Annotated in this window: 13 protein-coding genes, 1 tRNA gene and 1 pseudogene; 11 read left to right on the plus strand and 4 right to left on the minus strand. The window is 71.5% G+C overall.

What is annotated here, in order from left to right; translation table 11 throughout:
* Positions 1 to 149: 149 nt before the first annotated feature.
* Entirely contained in the window at positions 150 to 515 is a 366-nt protein-coding gene (locus AB0D48_RS28510; protein WP_362402987.1) for an MmcQ/YjbR family DNA-binding protein, read from the plus strand.
* A gap of 64 nt (positions 516 to 579) precedes the next feature.
* On the opposite strand, the gene AB0D48_RS28515 is transcribed toward AB0D48_RS28510, so the two are convergent.
* On the minus strand, positions 580 to 1,497 hold the full coding sequence (locus AB0D48_RS28515) for a transketolase (RefSeq protein ID WP_362402990.1): 918 nt from the start codon (positions 1,495 to 1,497) through the stop codon (positions 580 to 582).
* 14 nt (positions 1,498 to 1,511) lie between these two features.
* Positions 1,512 to 2,215 (minus strand): annotated as a pseudogene (locus AB0D48_RS28520) (transketolase).
* Positions 2,216 to 2,362: 147 nt separating this feature from the next.
* Here AB0D48_RS28520 and AB0D48_RS28525 point away from each other — a divergent pair.
* The 6 genes from AB0D48_RS28525 (at position 2,363) to AB0D48_RS28550 (ending at position 9,772) form a co-directional block, all read left to right on the plus strand.
* Positions 2,363 to 2,436: transfer RNA gene (locus tag AB0D48_RS28525), tRNA-Pro, on the plus strand.
* Positions 2,437 to 2,697: 261 nt separating this feature from the next.
* Positions 2,698 to 3,039: a CU044_2847 family protein gene (locus AB0D48_RS28530; protein WP_362402993.1), complete on the plus strand. Its 342-nt coding sequence runs from the start codon at positions 2,698 to 2,700 to the stop codon at positions 3,037 to 3,039.
* Positions 3,039 to 4,790: a trypsin-like peptidase domain-containing protein gene (locus tag AB0D48_RS28535; RefSeq protein WP_362402996.1), complete on the plus strand. Its 1,752-nt coding sequence runs from the start codon at positions 3,039 to 3,041 to the stop codon at positions 4,788 to 4,790. Before AB0D48_RS28530 ends, AB0D48_RS28535 begins: the two co-directional genes overlap by 1 nt.
* Before the next feature lie 29 nt (positions 4,791 to 4,819).
* The gene (locus tag AB0D48_RS28540; RefSeq protein WP_362402999.1) at positions 4,820 to 5,848 is read left to right on the plus strand and encodes a MoxR family ATPase; all 1,029 of its coding nucleotides are present in this window, start codon (positions 4,820 to 4,822) and stop codon (positions 5,846 to 5,848) included.
* Positions 5,838 to 9,161, plus strand: coding sequence for a NaeI family type II restriction endonuclease (locus AB0D48_RS28545; protein ID WP_362403002.1), 3,324 nt, complete (start codon positions 5,838 to 5,840; stop codon positions 9,159 to 9,161). The genes AB0D48_RS28540 and AB0D48_RS28545 overlap by 11 nt, the downstream gene beginning before the upstream one ends.
* Positions 9,162 to 9,436: 275 nt before the next feature.
* A complete protein-coding gene (locus AB0D48_RS28550; RefSeq protein WP_362403005.1) occupies positions 9,437 to 9,772 on the plus strand; it encodes a hypothetical protein in 336 nt (111 codons plus the stop codon).
* Between the two features lie 74 nt (positions 9,773 to 9,846).
* On the opposite strand, the gene AB0D48_RS28555 is transcribed toward AB0D48_RS28550, so the two are convergent.
* Both AB0D48_RS28555 and AB0D48_RS28560 read right to left on the minus strand, forming a co-directional pair.
* Positions 9,847 to 10,893 carry an NUDIX hydrolase gene (locus AB0D48_RS28555; RefSeq protein ID WP_362403008.1) on the minus strand — a complete coding sequence of 349 codons (1,047 nt, stop codon included), beginning with the start codon at positions 10,891 to 10,893 and terminating at the stop codon, positions 9,847 to 9,849.
* Between the two features lie 76 nt (positions 10,894 to 10,969).
* Positions 10,970 to 11,593, minus strand: a complete 624-nt coding sequence (locus AB0D48_RS28560; RefSeq protein ID WP_362403011.1) for a LysE/ArgO family amino acid transporter — start codon at positions 11,591 to 11,593, stop codon at positions 10,970 to 10,972.
* A gap of 69 nt (positions 11,594 to 11,662) precedes the next feature.
* Between AB0D48_RS28560 and AB0D48_RS28565 the strand changes: the two genes are divergently transcribed.
* From AB0D48_RS28565 to AB0D48_RS28580, 4 genes are all read left to right on the plus strand, one after another.
* Positions 11,663 to 12,580, plus strand: a complete 918-nt coding sequence (locus tag AB0D48_RS28565; RefSeq protein WP_362403014.1) for a LysR family transcriptional regulator ArgP — start codon at positions 11,663 to 11,665, stop codon at positions 12,578 to 12,580.
* A 196-nt stretch (positions 12,581 to 12,776) separates the two neighbouring features.
* Positions 12,777 to 13,859 carry a magnesium/cobalt transporter CorA gene (corA, locus tag AB0D48_RS28570; protein WP_362403017.1) on the plus strand — a complete coding sequence of 361 codons (1,083 nt, stop codon included), beginning with the start codon at positions 12,777 to 12,779 and terminating at the stop codon, positions 13,857 to 13,859.
* A gap of 61 nt (positions 13,860 to 13,920) precedes the next feature.
* On the plus strand, positions 13,921 to 14,196 hold the full coding sequence (locus AB0D48_RS28575; RefSeq protein ID WP_362403020.1) for a GNAT family protein: 276 nt from the start codon (positions 13,921 to 13,923) through the stop codon (positions 14,194 to 14,196).
* A 71-nt stretch (positions 14,197 to 14,267) separates the two neighbouring features.
* Entirely contained in the window at positions 14,268 to 15,107 is an 840-nt protein-coding gene (locus tag AB0D48_RS28580) for a chitosanase (RefSeq protein ID WP_362403023.1), read from the plus strand.
* Positions 15,108 to 15,221: the final 114 nt, after the last annotated feature.

Consider the following 15,221-nt stretch of genomic DNA (forward strand, 5'->3'; position numbering starts at 1 on the left):
AGCCGGACGGTACAACGGGAAGACAGCCCAGCAGGGCGTCAGTCAGTGGCAGAGCCACGACCACCGGAACCCGCTACGAGTATCAATGTCAGTGGCGGGGTCTACGGTCGTGGACGAGGGTTCACCGGTGGCCGGAGAGGAGTCGCGGGATGGGCACCACCGCGCAGGACGTCCGTACGATCGCCCTGTCGCTGCCGGACAGCAGCGAGAAGCTCGCCTGGGGCATGCCCACCTTCCGGGTGGGCGGGAAGGTCTTCGCCGCGCTGGGCGACGACGACACCTCCATAGGGGTGAAGTGCCCCAAAGAGGACAGGGCCGAGCTGATCGCTGCGGAGCCGGAGAAGTTCTTCGTGCGCGAGGGCCACGACGACAACTACGCCTGGCTGCGGGTCCGCCTCGAGGCGGTGGAGGACGAAGGCGAACTGCGCTCGATCCTCATCGACTCCTGGCTCCAGGCCGCCCCGAAACGGGTGGCGGCGGCCCATCCGGAGCTGTCCGAGGGCGGCGCGGGCTGAACGCGCGCGGCGGCACGGAGATCGTGCCGCCGCGGGTGGGCGGGCGGGAGGCAGGCCGCGGTGTTCAGTTCGGCGTCCGGAACCCCGTGATGCGTTCCCGCAGGGACCGCGGGTCCAGGCCGTGCGCCGCCGTGTGCTCGTCGATGGTGCCGTAGCGGCGCAGTTCGGCCCGTGTCACGCCCAGGCCCAGCACCCGGTGGGGGGTGTCGGCCAGGGCGTCGTTGGCCGCGGCCGTGGACGTGCCCGCCAGATAGGGCTCGACGAGGACCACGTCGGCCGCGGCGCGGCCGGTCGGCCCGCGCAGGGCCGCCGCGCGCAGGCCGGCGTCGTCGAAGGGGCGCACGGTGGGGGCGTACAACACCGTCAGGTCCAGGCCCTCGGTCGCCGCCAGGACGTTGTCGAGCAGCGGGCCGACGGCGACCACCACACCCGCCCGTCCTTCCCGTACGGTCTGGAACCGCAGGCCATCCACCGGACGCGGGGCCGTGTTCGACTGCTGGGAGAGCCGGACGTACACCTTGTCGTCACCGGCGGCGTACGCGTGGCGGAGCAGCGCCTCCGCCTCGTCCGGATGGCCCGGGACGTGCACCGTCCAGCCGTCGAGGGTGTCGAGCAGGGCCACGTCGCCCGGCGCCATGTGTGTGAATCCGCCGGCCGGCCAGTCGTAGCTGGCGCTCGCGCTGACGAGCACGCCGCCCGTGCCCTGGTGCCCGAAATCCAGCTTGACCTGCTCGAACGGCCGCTCCACGAGGAAGCTGGCGAAGGTGTGGACGACCGGTCGCAGGCCGGTGAGGGCCAGGCCGCCGCCGACGCCGACGAGGAGCTGCTCCCTGATCCCGACGTTGATCACCCGGTCCGGATGCCGCTGCTGGGCGGGGCGGAAGCCGTCCATGGTGATCTCGGCGAGCACCAGGGCCAGCCGGGGATCCTCGTCGAGAAGGTCCGACGTGACCGAGATGAAGCGTTCCCGCATGGTGTCCATGGCTCTCCCCGCCCTCAGAACTTCTTCTCGACCCGGGCGACCACGACATGCGGCCGGCCGGGATGCGGCTCGGTGAACGCGGCGTGCAGCGCGGCGTGGTCCCGTCCGTCCACGGTTGCCGCGGACCAGCCGGCCGCCTCGAAGCGGGCCGCTATCCCGCCGGGCCAGCCGTGCGTCGCGGAGTCGTTGTCGATCACCACCGTGTGCAGCCGCTCCAGCCCGGCGGAGCCCGCGTAGGCGAGCGCCTCGTGGTTGCTGCCCTCGTCCAGCTCGGCATCGCCGATCAGCACCCACACCGCCGGCTCGTCCAGCCCCTGGGCGCGCAGCCCGAGCGCGCTGCCCACGGCGAGCGGCAGCCCGTGCCCCAGGGACCCGCTGCCGATCTCCACGCCGGGGATGAGGGTGCGGTCCGGGTGGTGCCCGAGCGGCGAGTCGTACGAGCCGAAGCCGGGCAGCCACTCGGCCGGGAAGAAGCCCTTGGCGGCGAGGACGGCGTAGTACGCCATCGGCCCGTGCCCCTTGGACAGCAGGAACCGGTCCCGCCCGGCGTCCTCGGCGGTCCCGGGCGCCACCCGCAGTACCCGGTCGTAGAGCACCCACAGCACGTCGAGCGTGGAGGTGGCGGCGGGCCCCCGTGTTTCTCGGCCCCGGTCATGAGGCCGATGAGCCGGCCCAGATCCTCGTAGCGGAATCCCGTGTCCGCGATTGCCTGCGTCATGCATGGATCATGCAACCTCAAGTGCGGTCGAGGTCAAGAAGCTGCCCGCCCCGTGCCGGGGAGCGAAAGGTGCGCGCGACCACCCCGCGAAGTGCGGTATTGTTCTCCTGCGCGTTCAGCCAGGGTAAACCCCAGGTCAGCGCGCATCGGGACGTGGCGCAGCTTGGTAGCGCACTTGACTGGGGGTCAAGGGGTCGCAGGTTCAAATCCTGTCGTCCCGACTCGAAAGAGTCGCAGGTCAGAAGCCGTGTTGGAGAAATCCGACACGGCTTTTGGCCGTTTCTGGGGGCCGGGTGGGACCAGAGTCCCGTGTCGGCGGGTGTCCGCTTGTCAGGGAGGGGTTCAGCACCGCGTCGACGCAGGTGTCGTGGCCCGGGTGGGCGCCGTGGAGGTGGGAGCCGGCCGTGACGAGGAGGCGTGAGCCGGGGGTTGGCGGGGTCATAGAATGATGTTGCTGTTTCGAGGTTAGTGCGGGGGGACATGTGGACGAATTGCTCGAGTTCAAGACGGACAGTGGCGCTTCGGTCGTGGTTGCCGTCGACGAAGAGAGCCGCGGCGCCCGGCCCGTGTCCCGCGGGGACGGTGTGCTGCGGCAGGCGGGGCAGACCTTCAACGGCGCGCTGGAGAGCATCCACACCGCGGCCGAGTCGGCGCTGCGCGTCTTCCGCGACGGACAGCTCAAGCCCGACGCAGTCGAGATCGAGTTCGGCGTGAAGCTCACCGCCGAGGCCGGGGCGGTCATCGCCAAGACCTCCATGGAGGGGCATCTCGTGGTGAAACTCAGCTGGACGCCAGGCGCCGATGGGGGAACCCCGGCCGGCTGATGGGCTCGCAGTCCTGGCAGGTGCAGGTTTGTGCGGGCGGTATCGGCTCCGGGTTTCTGGTGACCGACCGTCATGTGATGACCTGCGCACACGTTGTGGACGGCGCGGAGCGCGCCCAGGTGAGGTTCGCCCAGCACCCGGACCTCGGCGCGCTCGAAGCAACCGTGATCGCCGGAGGCCATTGGCCCAGGGCGGACCAGGCCCGGGGCGATGTCGCGGTGCTGGAACTCGATCGGCCGGTGAGCGTGACGCCGGCCCGGTTCGCCGCCGTCGACGCGGCGTACACGCATCCGGTGACCAAGCTGACCGCGTACGGCTTTCCCCGCGGCTACGACGAGGGGATCCTCGGCGAGTTCCGGAGCACCAGCGACCAGCTGATCGCGGGGGAGTGGCTCCAGCTGGAGGCCTGGACGGGCCACGGCCAGCCCTTGGAGCAGGGATTCAGCGGAGCAGCGGTCGTGCGGGAGGACACCGGCGAGGTGGTGGGCATGGTCACCGCCAGGTACCCGGCGGGAGGGGGAGGAAGGATGCTCCCCTCCCGGGCGCTCGTCCGGCACTGGCCAGGTGCAGCAGGACTGGTGCCCGTGCCCGGTCACGCTCCCGAGGCGGTGGCCCGGCTGCGTGACCTCGTCGAGGGGTGCGCGGACGACTGCGCCCCGGAGGCCGCGTACCGGAGCGTCATGGAACCGCTGACCCCGTTGCCGCCGCTCCCGCCCGCCGGCGGGTTCCTGTCCTTGTGGGACGTCGCCTGGTTCCTGCTGACAGAGGTCAGCCCCGTCCCGGGGACCTCGCCCTGGGCGGACCTCGCCGCGTTCCTCGCCGACCGAGCCCAGGACCTGGCCGTCCGCCGTGCGCTGTACACGTGGGCGGGAGACCACCTGAAGGGAACGGCGCCGCAAAAACCGAAGCCCCGCCCGGTGGAGGACTCGGACGTGAAGTGGTCCCCGGTCCTGGTCGAGATCGAACGCAGCGGCGCCGACCACGACGCGTACCTCGTCTCGATCTACGCGATCCGCGACGGGCGCGCGCAACTCGTGGCCACCAACACCCTCGCCAGGCGGTACGTGCAGGAGTACGTGAGGGAACGCCTCGACCATGCCTTCCGGCAGATCGATCGCAGCGGGGACGAGCTCATAGCCTTCGCGCTTCCCGGAGACTGGCTCGGCGAGCCCGTCGACGAGTGGCACACGAGCGCAGACGACCCGACTCCGCTGGGATGTTCTTCGCCCGTCGTGGTGATGGATGTCGGCCGACGCCGGCAGTCCAGGCTCCAGTTCAAGCTGGAGAAGGTCTGGCAGACCCTCGACCGGCGTGCAGGCACCGCGTGGCACCGGGTCGAGTGCGGGAGCCTCGAGGACCCCGCCAAGCTCACCGTCCGGCTCAGGGGGCAGCACACGGCCGTGGGATACGGGTCGCCCCCCGACACCGATCAGGCGCGGAGTCTGCTGCAGGCGGGCCTGAACGCGGCGGTGCCCGTCATCGTCTGGCCGCGGTCGGTCTGTACGTGCCGACGCGACGGGGGTCCCACGGCTGAACACTTCTGCGCCGGTACCCGGTTCCTTGATTCCCTGGAGGAGCGTCTGGCTTCGCTGCCCCCGGCAGACCTCCCCCGTCACGTTCGTGAGTTGCGGAGCGAGGCGTACATGGCCGAGGAGTCCGAACCGCACTGGGCCGCCGGCCTCACCCTCGTCTGGGAGGATCCGCGGTGCTTCCCGGAGGCGAACATCTACCCGCAGTCCCCGGTCAGTTGAGCGACAGCCGAGCGATCTGGAGAACTCCCATGTCCACGTGGCCCGTGTACACCGGTACGGAAGAGCCACACGACGGCGTGTCCCGCCTGCCCGGCCCCCCGCCCTGGCGGGCCTTCGACGGCGGACCGGCGCTGCCCCTTCCTCTGCAGGAGGACGACTCCGCATCCCCCGACCGGAAGCACCGGGCGAGCACGTACCGGGCCACGCGGGAAAGCATCGAACTGGTGAACGCGGCCCTGGTCCTGCGCAGGCCGCTGCTGATCTCCGGGCCGCCCGGCAGTGGCAAGTCGTCCCTGCCCTATGCCGTGGCCAGGGAACTGAAGCTGGGGCCCGTGCTGCGCTGGAACGTCACCAGCCGCAGCACCCTCCAGGACGGCCTGTACCAGTACGACCCGATGGCCCGCCTCTACGCCGCCAGCAAGGCTGCGGGGCGGGTGCGGCCGGCGGAGTCCGGCGACGGGGACCCCGCGGGCGACGCCATCGAGGACCACCTGCGGCTCGGACCCCTGGGGACCGCCCTGCTCCCCTACGAGCGGCCCCGCGTGCTGCTCATCGACGAGATCGACAAGAGCGACCTCGACCTGCCGAACGACTTGCTCAACGTGCTGGAGGAGGGGCAGTACGAGATCCCGGAGCTGGTTCGTGCCGCCCGGCACACGCCCACGGCGCGGCTGATGGTCTCGGGCAGCGAAAGCCGTGTCGCCGTCGACCGGGGGCGCGTGCGCTGCCGCGCCTTCCCGTTCATCGTGCTGACCAGCAACGGCGAGCGGGAGTTCCCGCCCGCGTTCCTGCGCCGGTGCGTGCCTCTGCACCTCCGCCGGCCCGAGCCGGACCATCTGGAAGCGATCGTGCGGGCGCATCTCGGGGAAGGGGACGGGGAGACGAAGCGGATGATCGAGACGTTCCTGGAGCGCAGCAGCACGGGTGAACTGGCCACCGACCAGCTGCTCAACGCCATCTACCTCTCCAGGATCCCCGGTTTGGAGGCCGAGTCGCGCCAGGCCCTGGCCGCCAGCCTCATGACCCATCTCGGCCCGGCGGAGTTCCATGACTTCTGAGCCGGCTCAGCCGTCCGCCTCTGAACTGAAGCGGCTCCTCGACGTCCTCGAACGGGCGGGCGGGCGCGGCGCGACCGCGACCGAGCTCGCCGAGCTGATCTGGCTGGCGGGTCATAGCGGCACGCCCCCGCACGCCGCGCAGGCAGGCTCCGGCGAGCCGGTGCGTGAAGCATCCACCTCCGCACCTGCTGACGCCGCGGATTCCGCGGTCGCCGGCGGTGAACCGGCGCCGCCGCAGGTCCCGGGCCGTCCTGGCCTTCCGCTGTCGCACCGGTCCGACGCTGAGACGGGCGACGGCGGCCAGTACGCGTCGTTGTCGGCCCCACTGCCGCCCATGCTGGGGCACCCCCTCCCGCTCCAGCGGGCCCTGCGCCCGCTGCGCCGCCGGGTGCCCTCGCCCCTGGACACGGAGCTGGACGAGCGGAGCACGGCATACCGGATCGCCCGCCAGGGCGCGTTCCCCGGTACCTGGCTACCCGTACTCCGGGCCAAGCCCGAGCGCTGGCTCACCCTCTACCTCGTGTACGACGCGGGGCCGACGATGCCCCTCTGGCGCCCGCTGTTCCGGGAGCTGCACCGCGTCATCGGGCAGACAGGCGCGTTCCGGGGGATCCGGCCCCTGGAACTGACTCGGGGCGGGCGGCTGCGCCAGTCGCCCGGGGGGCGGCCGGCCGCTCTGCCGCCGCGCGACGGCCGCGCCGCGGCCCTCATCCTCAGCGACTGCAGCGGCCCCCAGTGGTATGCCGGGAGCGAGGCGGCCGCGGACTGGTACCGGACGTTGGGCCGCTGGGCGCGAACGATGCCGGTGGCGGTGGTCCAGCCCCTTCCCGAACGGCTCTGGCGGCGCACCGCCCTCCCCGGTTCAGCGGGTCTGCTGACGGCACGCGGACCGGCCGCTCCCAACTCGGCCCTGCGGTTCGCGCCGTTCGACACGCCGGGGGAAGGGCCCGCCGGGCTGCCGCTGCCGCTGCTGGAACCCTCCGCCCGCTGGTTCGAACACTGGGCGAAACTCGTGGCGGGACCACCCGGGACCGAAGTGCCGGGGGTGGTTGCGACACTGCCCACCGACCCGTCGGCCGTCCCTCTGGAAACCGGACGGGCCGTCCCCCGCGCCCTCTCCCCGGAGGAACTGGTCCTGGGCTTCCGTGCCCACGCCTCGCCGCAAGCCCTCCGGCTCGCCGCACACCTGGCGGTGGGCGAACCGAGCCTTCCCATGATGCGGCTGGTCCAAAGGGCCACGGAAGCGCGGCCCGAACCGCAGCACTTGGCCGAGGTGGTCCTCAGCGGCCTGCTCACGGCGCCCCCCGGGAGGACTGCCGTCGCGGGCCACTACGCGTTCCGCCCAGGGGTACGTGAGGTGCTGCTGCGCACCCTGCCCCGCTCGGCGGCCGCGCGCATCGGCGCCGTCATCCAGCACTACGCCGGGTCCCGGCCGGGGGAGTTCCCCGTCGTGGTGCCGACCGGGGGCACCGAGGGGGTGCGGGGCCGCCCGGACGGGGAACCCCTGGTGGCGGTGACCGAGGAGACCGTACGCAGGCTGGGCCGTGGCCCGAGCACGCTCGCAGACGGGCCGGGCACGCTTGTCGACGGACGCTACCGGCTGGACCAGCGGCGGCACGGCCGAGCGACGTCGGACATCTGGCGGGCGACGGACGAGCAACAGGGCCGGGAGGTGGGCCTCAAGCTGTTCCACACACCCATCACGAGCAAAGCCGGAAGGCACAGGTTCCTCGCCGACGCAGATCGGCTGGCCACACTCGACATCCAGGGGCTGGCGCGTGTCGGCGGCTCCGGGTTCCACGACGGTCGTCCGTACCTCGTGACGGATCCGGTCGACGGGGAGGAGAACTTCGGGCAACTGCTGAACCTTGCCCCCGGAAAACTGCCCCTGGAGGTGATCAGAGCGGTCGGCGGACAGATCGCCGGGGTCCTCGCCCAGCTCCACCTGAACGGCCTGCTCCACCTGGATCTCAGCCCTTCGGCCCTGGTGGTGCGCCGCGACGGGCGGATACTCGTCACTGATCCCGGGCTGGGTGCCCACGGAATGCCGGGCACCGACGGCGACGGGCACCGGGGGAGCACCCCCGAGCTGTCCGGTCCCCTGCCCCCGTACCGGTCGCCCGAGGAACTCTTCGAGAACACGGCCGACCACCGCAGCGACCTGTACGCACTCGGCTGCCTGCTCTACGCGATGGCCACGGGTGCGGCTCCTGCCCGGGACGCCCGCGCAGTGCGCAACGCCTGGGTGCACGGAGGCCCGCATCTCCACCCGGGACTCCGCACCGGCGCCCCTCCCGCGTTCGACGCGCTCGTCACGGAACTCCTGGCCACCTACCCCAAGAACAGGCCGGCCCACGCCGCCGAGGTACTGAACCGGCTTACGGACACGCGAGCGGACGACCCGGAACTCACCGCGGTGGCCCGCGCCGTGCTGGCCGCGGACCCGGACGGCACGCGCATGGGACGTGTCCTGCGGGACGCCATTGACGAGGTGCTCGACGGCCCTCGGACCGGCCGCTACGACGTGAAGGACCTGTTCAAGACGGAGAAGACGCACCTCGGGACCCTGGTGGACATCGCGATCCAGCGTGAGTTCCACTTCGAGGACGGTCACGATATGGACTTCCGCATCGCGGGGGTCGACGTCGACTGCAAGTTCAGCGTCGTATTCGGCGGCTGGATGCTCCCTCCCGAGGCAATGGGCCACCTCTGCCTTCTGGTCTGGGCGGATGACAACCTGAGCCGGTGGAGCGCCGGCCTGCTGCGGTTGAATCCCGAGTGGCTCAACTCCGGCAACAACCGGGACCTGAAGCGCACGGTCAAGGCCGAGCACCGGGACAAGGTCCGCTGGCTCTGGCACAGCGCGCAACTCCCGGAGAACATTCTGCTGCACATGCCCGACACCGACCGCGAGGCCGTCCTCGACAAGCCTTCCGGCCAGGCGCGGCTCAACGAACTGTTCCGGCGGGTCCAGCAGCGTCGGATCGGACGCAACGTGGTCCGCAGCGTGGCTCAGCAGAAGGACTACATGAAGCGCATCCGCGGAAACGGCGGGTCCCGCTCGGCACTGCGGCACGAGGGGATCATCATCATGGGCGACTACCGTTCACACCAGGACTTCGCCCGTCAGCTCGGCCTCCCCGTTCCCCAGGAAGGAGAGTTCGTCAGCGCTCGGGTCGCACCGGCCGTACCCGGGAGCGGCAAGCCTGCCGCGGAGATCGACGGCGGTCTGTGGTCCGTGGCCTCCCCGGGAGACCCTGTGGTCACCGCGCCGGTACTCCGCTTCACCTCGGCCGCCGGTGGCAAACACTGAGCATGGAACGGCCGCCGCGGGAGGGGTTGTGGGCCTGGCCTGGTGCCCGCCGGACCGTACGGGCGGCCCGGAACCGGGACACCGAGTTCTTGGGGTCCTTCTCCATGCCCACAGGCCCGGGACTTCCTTGCTGCATATCACCGCCCGGGAGGACCCGCACGACAGGCGCAGCCATGTGCGGGAAAACCCCGCCTCCGATTGCGGCGGTCATCGAGCGTACTGAGACTGGATGCGCGTGTGACCTGTCAAGCAACGAGTAGACGAGGGGAGTAGCCATGTCTGAGCCCACGAACGACTTCGCCTGCGACGCCGGCGCTCAGGACTTCACTGCCACGGCATACCGGGACGGCAAGGGCGGGCGCCGGGTTGCGGTGAAGGGCACGTGCTCGTGCCACACACCGGGTTTCAAGCTCAAGTTGGAACTTGCGTCCCCACCGCTCGTCCCCACCCCTGACGAGCTGCACCTGAACCTGACGGAAGACGAGCCCAGTGGGCTCGTCGCGCAAGTCATCACGCCCACGGACGTGGAAGGCACGTTCGAGATCGGCGATGAGGTGGAGCGCGTCCTGATCCGCAACAGAGGATTCAGCGTGCCGGTCAAAGAGGGCTGAACGTCCAGGGAGCTGGGCCCGTCCGAAGGCTGCTGCCCCCGTCCCCGGTGCGACGAGGCCGGGGGCAGCAGCGGTCAGTCGGCCTGGGCCGGGCGGCCCGCGTGGAGTTCCAGGGGGCCCGTGCCGGTGGCGCGGGCGGTGAGGCAGGCCTTGACGCGGCGGCGCAGTGAGGGTTTGAGCAGGTCGCGGAGTTCGACGGGGGAGGCCGTACGCCATTCGAGGTGCTCGCCGGGGTTCAGCCGGATCCGGGCGAGGGCCCGGGCGTCGAGGACGCCGCCGTCGTAGACGAAGCGGACGCGGGCCAGCCGGCCCGGCTTGTGGGACCAGTCGACGGCCAGGAGGCGTCCCGGGGCGACGTCGAGGGCGATCTCCTCGTGGACCTCGCGCCGGGCGGCCGCGCGCGGAGTCTCGCCGAGGTCGCTGTCGATGCCGCCGCCCGGCAGCTGCCACCGGCGGGTGTCGCCGTACGCGGGCCGCACCAGCAGGATCCGGCCGTCGGCATCGGTGAACAGCACGCTCGCCGCGGTCAGCGCCTTCGGGCGGCTGGCGCGGTGGCCCGCGGCGTCGAGGGTGCCCGCGTGTTCCAGGGCGGCGCGGTCGGCCGGGTCGAGGCCGGCCGGGGAGCCGGGCTGGGGCACCCCCTCGACCAGGTGCGCCACGGAGCCGGTGTGCAGGGCGGCCAGGCCGGCGCGCAGCCGGGGTGCGATGCGGGCGGGGAGGGCCGCGCAGGCCTCGTCCGGCCCGAGCCAGCGCGCCTCGGTGATCTCGCCGTCCGGGAAGGAGAGCGCGGCGGCCTCGGCCGGCGGCAGGGGACCGACGAGGTGGACGTGCACCACGAGTGAGCGTCCGAGCGGGCCGGGCGGCCGGGAGTCCACCGCGAGCAGCCGGCCGACGGGCACGGTGAGGCCCAGCTCCTCCTCCAACTCGCGCGCCAGCCCCGCCTCCGGGGTCTCGGTGTCCTCCACCGTGCCGCCGGGCAGTTCCAGATCCGCCTTGTACGAGGTGGTGAGTACGAGTACCCGCCCGTGCGTGTCCACGATGATGCCGGTGGCGGCCACGAGCGGGGCGGGCTGGGTGGCGTAGTACGCCCGCACCTCGTCGGGGGAGGGGCGGTCGGGCACGGTGGGCTCCAGGGGGCGTCGGTACGCGGCGTTGGGCGTGCCCTGGCACTATCGCGTACGGCCCGGCATGCGGACGTCAGGCGCGGGCCAGGAGCAGGCCGCCCATCGTGACCATGGTCGCAGCGACCAGGCCGTCCAGCACCCGCCAGGCGGCCGGGCGGGCCAGCAGACCGCTGAGCAGCCGGGCCCCGTACCCCAGGGTGCCGAACCAGGTCAGGCTGGCCAGGCCGGCCCCGATGCCGAAGGCCCAGCGCAGGTCGCCCCGGTCTGCGGCGAGGGAGCCGAGGAGCAGGACGGTGTCCAGGTAGACGTGCGGGTTGAGCCAGGTCATGGCCAGGCAGGTCAGTACGGCCCGGCGGCCGGACCCGGCGGTGGCCCCGTCCGTACTGAGGGCGGCGCCCGGGGTAGGCCGCAGCACCCGGCGGGCCGCGAGGACTCCGTAACAGATCAGGAATCCGCCCCCGGCGATCCCGACGAGGGTGAGGGCGGCGGGCCAGGCGGTGACGAACGCGCCGACCCCGGCGACGCCGAGGGCGATCAGGAGCGCGTCGGAGACGGCGCAGATGGCGACCACGGCGAGGACCGCGTGGCGGCGCGCGCCCTGGCGGAGGACGAAGGCGTTCTGCGCGCCGATGGCGACGATGAGGGAGAGTCCGGTGCCGAAGCCGGCGAGGGCCGCCGTGATGATGCCGTGTGTCATGCCTTCGACCGTAGGCAGCGCATCGGGTTCAGTACAGCTAAAGATTTTTACGTACCATTAGCACTCGTGATGGATGAGCTTCCTCTCGACCAGGTACGGACACTGCTGGCGGTGGTGGACGAGGGCACCTTCGACGCGGCGGCGGCCGCCCTGCACGTGACGCCCTCCGCCGTCAGCCAGCGGGTCAAGGCGCTGGAACAGCGCACCGGGCGGGTGCTGCTGATGCGGACGAAGCCCGTGCGGGCGACTGAATCCGGGGAAGTGGTGGTCCGCTTCGCCCGGCAGCTGGCCCGGCTGGAGCGGGACGCGCGGGCCGAGCTGGGCATGGCCGAGGGGCTGGGACCGGTGCGGCTGCCGATCGCGGTGAACGCGGACTCCCTCGCCACCTGGTTCCTCACGGCGCTGGCGCGGGTACCGCAGGATCCACCCGTCTGCATCGAGCTGCACCGGGAGGACGAGTCGTACACGACGGCGCTGCTGCGGGAGGGCCAGGTGATGGCCGCGGTGACCTCCTCGCCGGACCCGGTCGCCGGCTGCAGCGTACGGACGCTGGGCCTGGCCCGGTACCTGCCGGCGGCGAGCCCGGGCTTCGCGGCGAGCCGTCTGGCGGGCTCCTTGGCTCAGGACCTGAGGCGGGCGCCGGTGATCGTCTTCGACCGGAAGGACGAGCTCCAGGACCGCTTCGTACAGTCGCTGACCGGGGACGCGGCGAGCGGGGCCGGGCCGGTGCGGCACGCCGTACCGACCTCGGAGGGGTTCCGTGACGCGGTGGTCGCGGGGCTGGGGTGGGGGATGGTTCCGGAGCAGCAGGCGAGGCCGCTGGTACGGACGGGGGAGCTGGTGCTGCTGGCGCCGCGGCGGCCGTTGGACGTGCCCCTGTACTGGCAGCAGTGGAAGCTGGATTCGCCGGCGCTGTCCATGGTGGCGCGGGTGGTCGCGGAGACCGCCGGGGAGGCGCTCCGCAGGCCCTCGCGGGCGACCCCCTGAGGACCCCCTAGGCTGCGGAGCATGGAGTTTTACACGATCGGCCAGGCCGCGCCACGGCGCGGGTGAAATCGACCAGCGTGTTCATCGACCGGACGTGAGCGCGCAGCTCGATCCGCGGCATGACCGCAGCCCAGGGGGCGTCTGGGGTGATGGCAGACTGGCCGCTGATCAGCCGAAGAGGAGCACGCCGTTGTCCATGTTCAGCAACCTCCGCCGGGTCGTCCGCCGCGGCTACCGGCGCGCCGTCGACCTCAGTCACCCGGCCCGTTCGCCGCTCGGCAGTGCCGTGGTCAACTGCGTCGTCTACCAGGACGGCGTGCGCCAGGACGGCTGCGCGGAGGCCGAGGAGGCGCTGCGCCGGGTCCGCAAGACGGGCGACGGCTTCGTCTGGATCGGGCTGCACGAGCCGGCACAGTCGGAACTCGCCGGGCTCGCCGAGCTGTTCGGCCTGCACCCGCTCGCCGTCGAGGACGCCGTGCACGCGCACCAGCGCCCCAAGGTGGAGCGGTACGACAACACGCTGTTCTCCGTCTTCAAGACCGTGCGCTACGTCGATCACGAGGAGCTGACCGCGACCAGCGAGGTGGTGGAGACCGGCGAGCTGATGGCCTTCACCGGCGAGGACTTCGTCATCACCATCCGGCACGGCGGCCGCGGCACCCTCGGCCCGGTCCGCGAGGCCCTCGAAGCCGACCCGGGGCAGCTGGCCAAGGGGCCGGCGGCCGTTCTGCACGCCATGGCCGACCACGTGGTCGACGACTACGTGGCCGTCACGGACGCGGTGCAGAACGACATCGACGCCGTCGAGACGGCGGTGTTCAGCGAGGACGGCGGACGCGGCGACGCCGGCCGGATCTACCAGCTCAAGCGTGAACTCCTGGAGCTGCGGCGGGCGGTGGCGCCGCTGAGCCGCCCGCTGGAGCAGCTGGCCACCCAGCCGATACCGGTCATCCCGCCGGAGGCGCGCGCGTACTTCCGGAACGTGGCCGACCATCTGACCCGGGCCACCGAGCAGATCAGCGCCTACGACAACCTGCTCGACTCGATCCTGCAGGCACACCTGGCGCAGGTGACCGTCGCGCAGAACGAGGACATGCGCAAGATCACGGCCTGGGCGGCCATCGTCGCCGTGCCGACCATGGTCTGCGGGGTCTACGGCATGAACTTCGACCACATGCCCGAGTTGCACTGGACGTACGGGTACCCGCTCGTCCTCGTCCTCATGGCCGTCGCCTGTTTCGTCATCCACCGCGGTTTCCGGCGCAACGGCTGGCTCTGAATCCCTCGCGAAAACCCGGTGAGGACGGCCGGGAGCCGCCGGTAGGGTCCGCCCGTCACTGATGATCACAGGGAACAGGCGGGCGGAGGCCAAGCTGCTCATGCTCACCCACGCCTTCGAGGTGATGGGCATGAACCGCGTCGAGCTCCTCACCGATGTACGCAACACCAGGTCGCGGGCGGCGATCGCGCGGCTCGGCGCCACGCACGAGGGGGTGCTGCGCCACCACATGGTGATGCGCGACGGCTGGATCCGCGACACCGCCGTGTACAGCATCACGCGCCCCGAATGGCCGGACGCCGAACGCATGCTGGAGGCCCGCGTGTACGGGTCTTGAGGATTCACGAACTCTGGTAGTAAAGTTTCCTAACCAAACCAGGGAAGCCTCAACTACCCCACGGAGGCCTTGTGTTCGCCCCCCACCGCAAGACACTGGTCATCAGCGCCCTGCTCGGCAGCGCACTCCTCGCCGTACCGGTCGCGGCGCACGCCACGGCCGCCGACGCAGGTTCCACCTCCGCGAAGGTGACGGCGGCGGCCGTCGGCCTGGACGATCCGGCGAAGAAGGAAATCGCCATGAAGATCGTCTCCAGTGCGGAGAACTCCTCGCTGGACTGGAAGGCGCAGTACAAGTACATCGAGGACATAGGCGACGAGCGCGGCTACACGGCCGGCATCATCGGCTTCTGTTCCGGCACCGGCGACATGCTCGACCTCGTCGAGTACTACACCCAGGTCAAGCCGGGCAACGTCCTCGCCAAGTACCTCCCCGCCCTGCGCGAGGTCGACGGCACCGACTCGCACGCCGGCCTCGACCCCAACTTCACCAAGGACTGGGCGAAGGCGGCCCAGGACGCCGAGTTCAGGAAGGCCCAGGACCACGAGCGCGACCGGGTCTACTTCAACCCGGCGGTCAAGCAGGGCAAGTCGGACGGGGTCGGCACCCTCGGCCAGTTCATCTACTACGACGCCATCGTCATGCACGGCGACGGCGGCGACTCCACCAGCTTCCGCAACATCCGCAAGCGGGCGCTGTCCAAGGCGAAGCCCCCGGCCCAGGGCGGCAGCGAGACGGCCTGGCTGAACGCCTTCCTCGACGCCCGTGTCTGGGCGATGAAGCAGGAGGAGGCCCACAGCGACACCAGTCGCGTGGACACCGCACAGCGGGTCTTCCTGAAGAAGGGCAACCTGAACCTCGACACCCCCCTCGACTGGAAGGTCTACGGCGACTCCTTCCACATCGGCTGACGCGTGCGCCGTCGGGGCCCCGGGTCTCGACGGCGGCGCCGCGGGGCCGATCGGGCGATGCGGGAAGGAACCTTGACCGGCCGGTAACCGGGGCATAAATTCTGCCCCGGCTTG

The organism is Streptomyces sp. NPDC048269 (assembly GCF_040652395.1).
GTDB lineage: Bacteria > Actinomycetota > Actinomycetes > Streptomycetales > Streptomycetaceae > Streptomyces.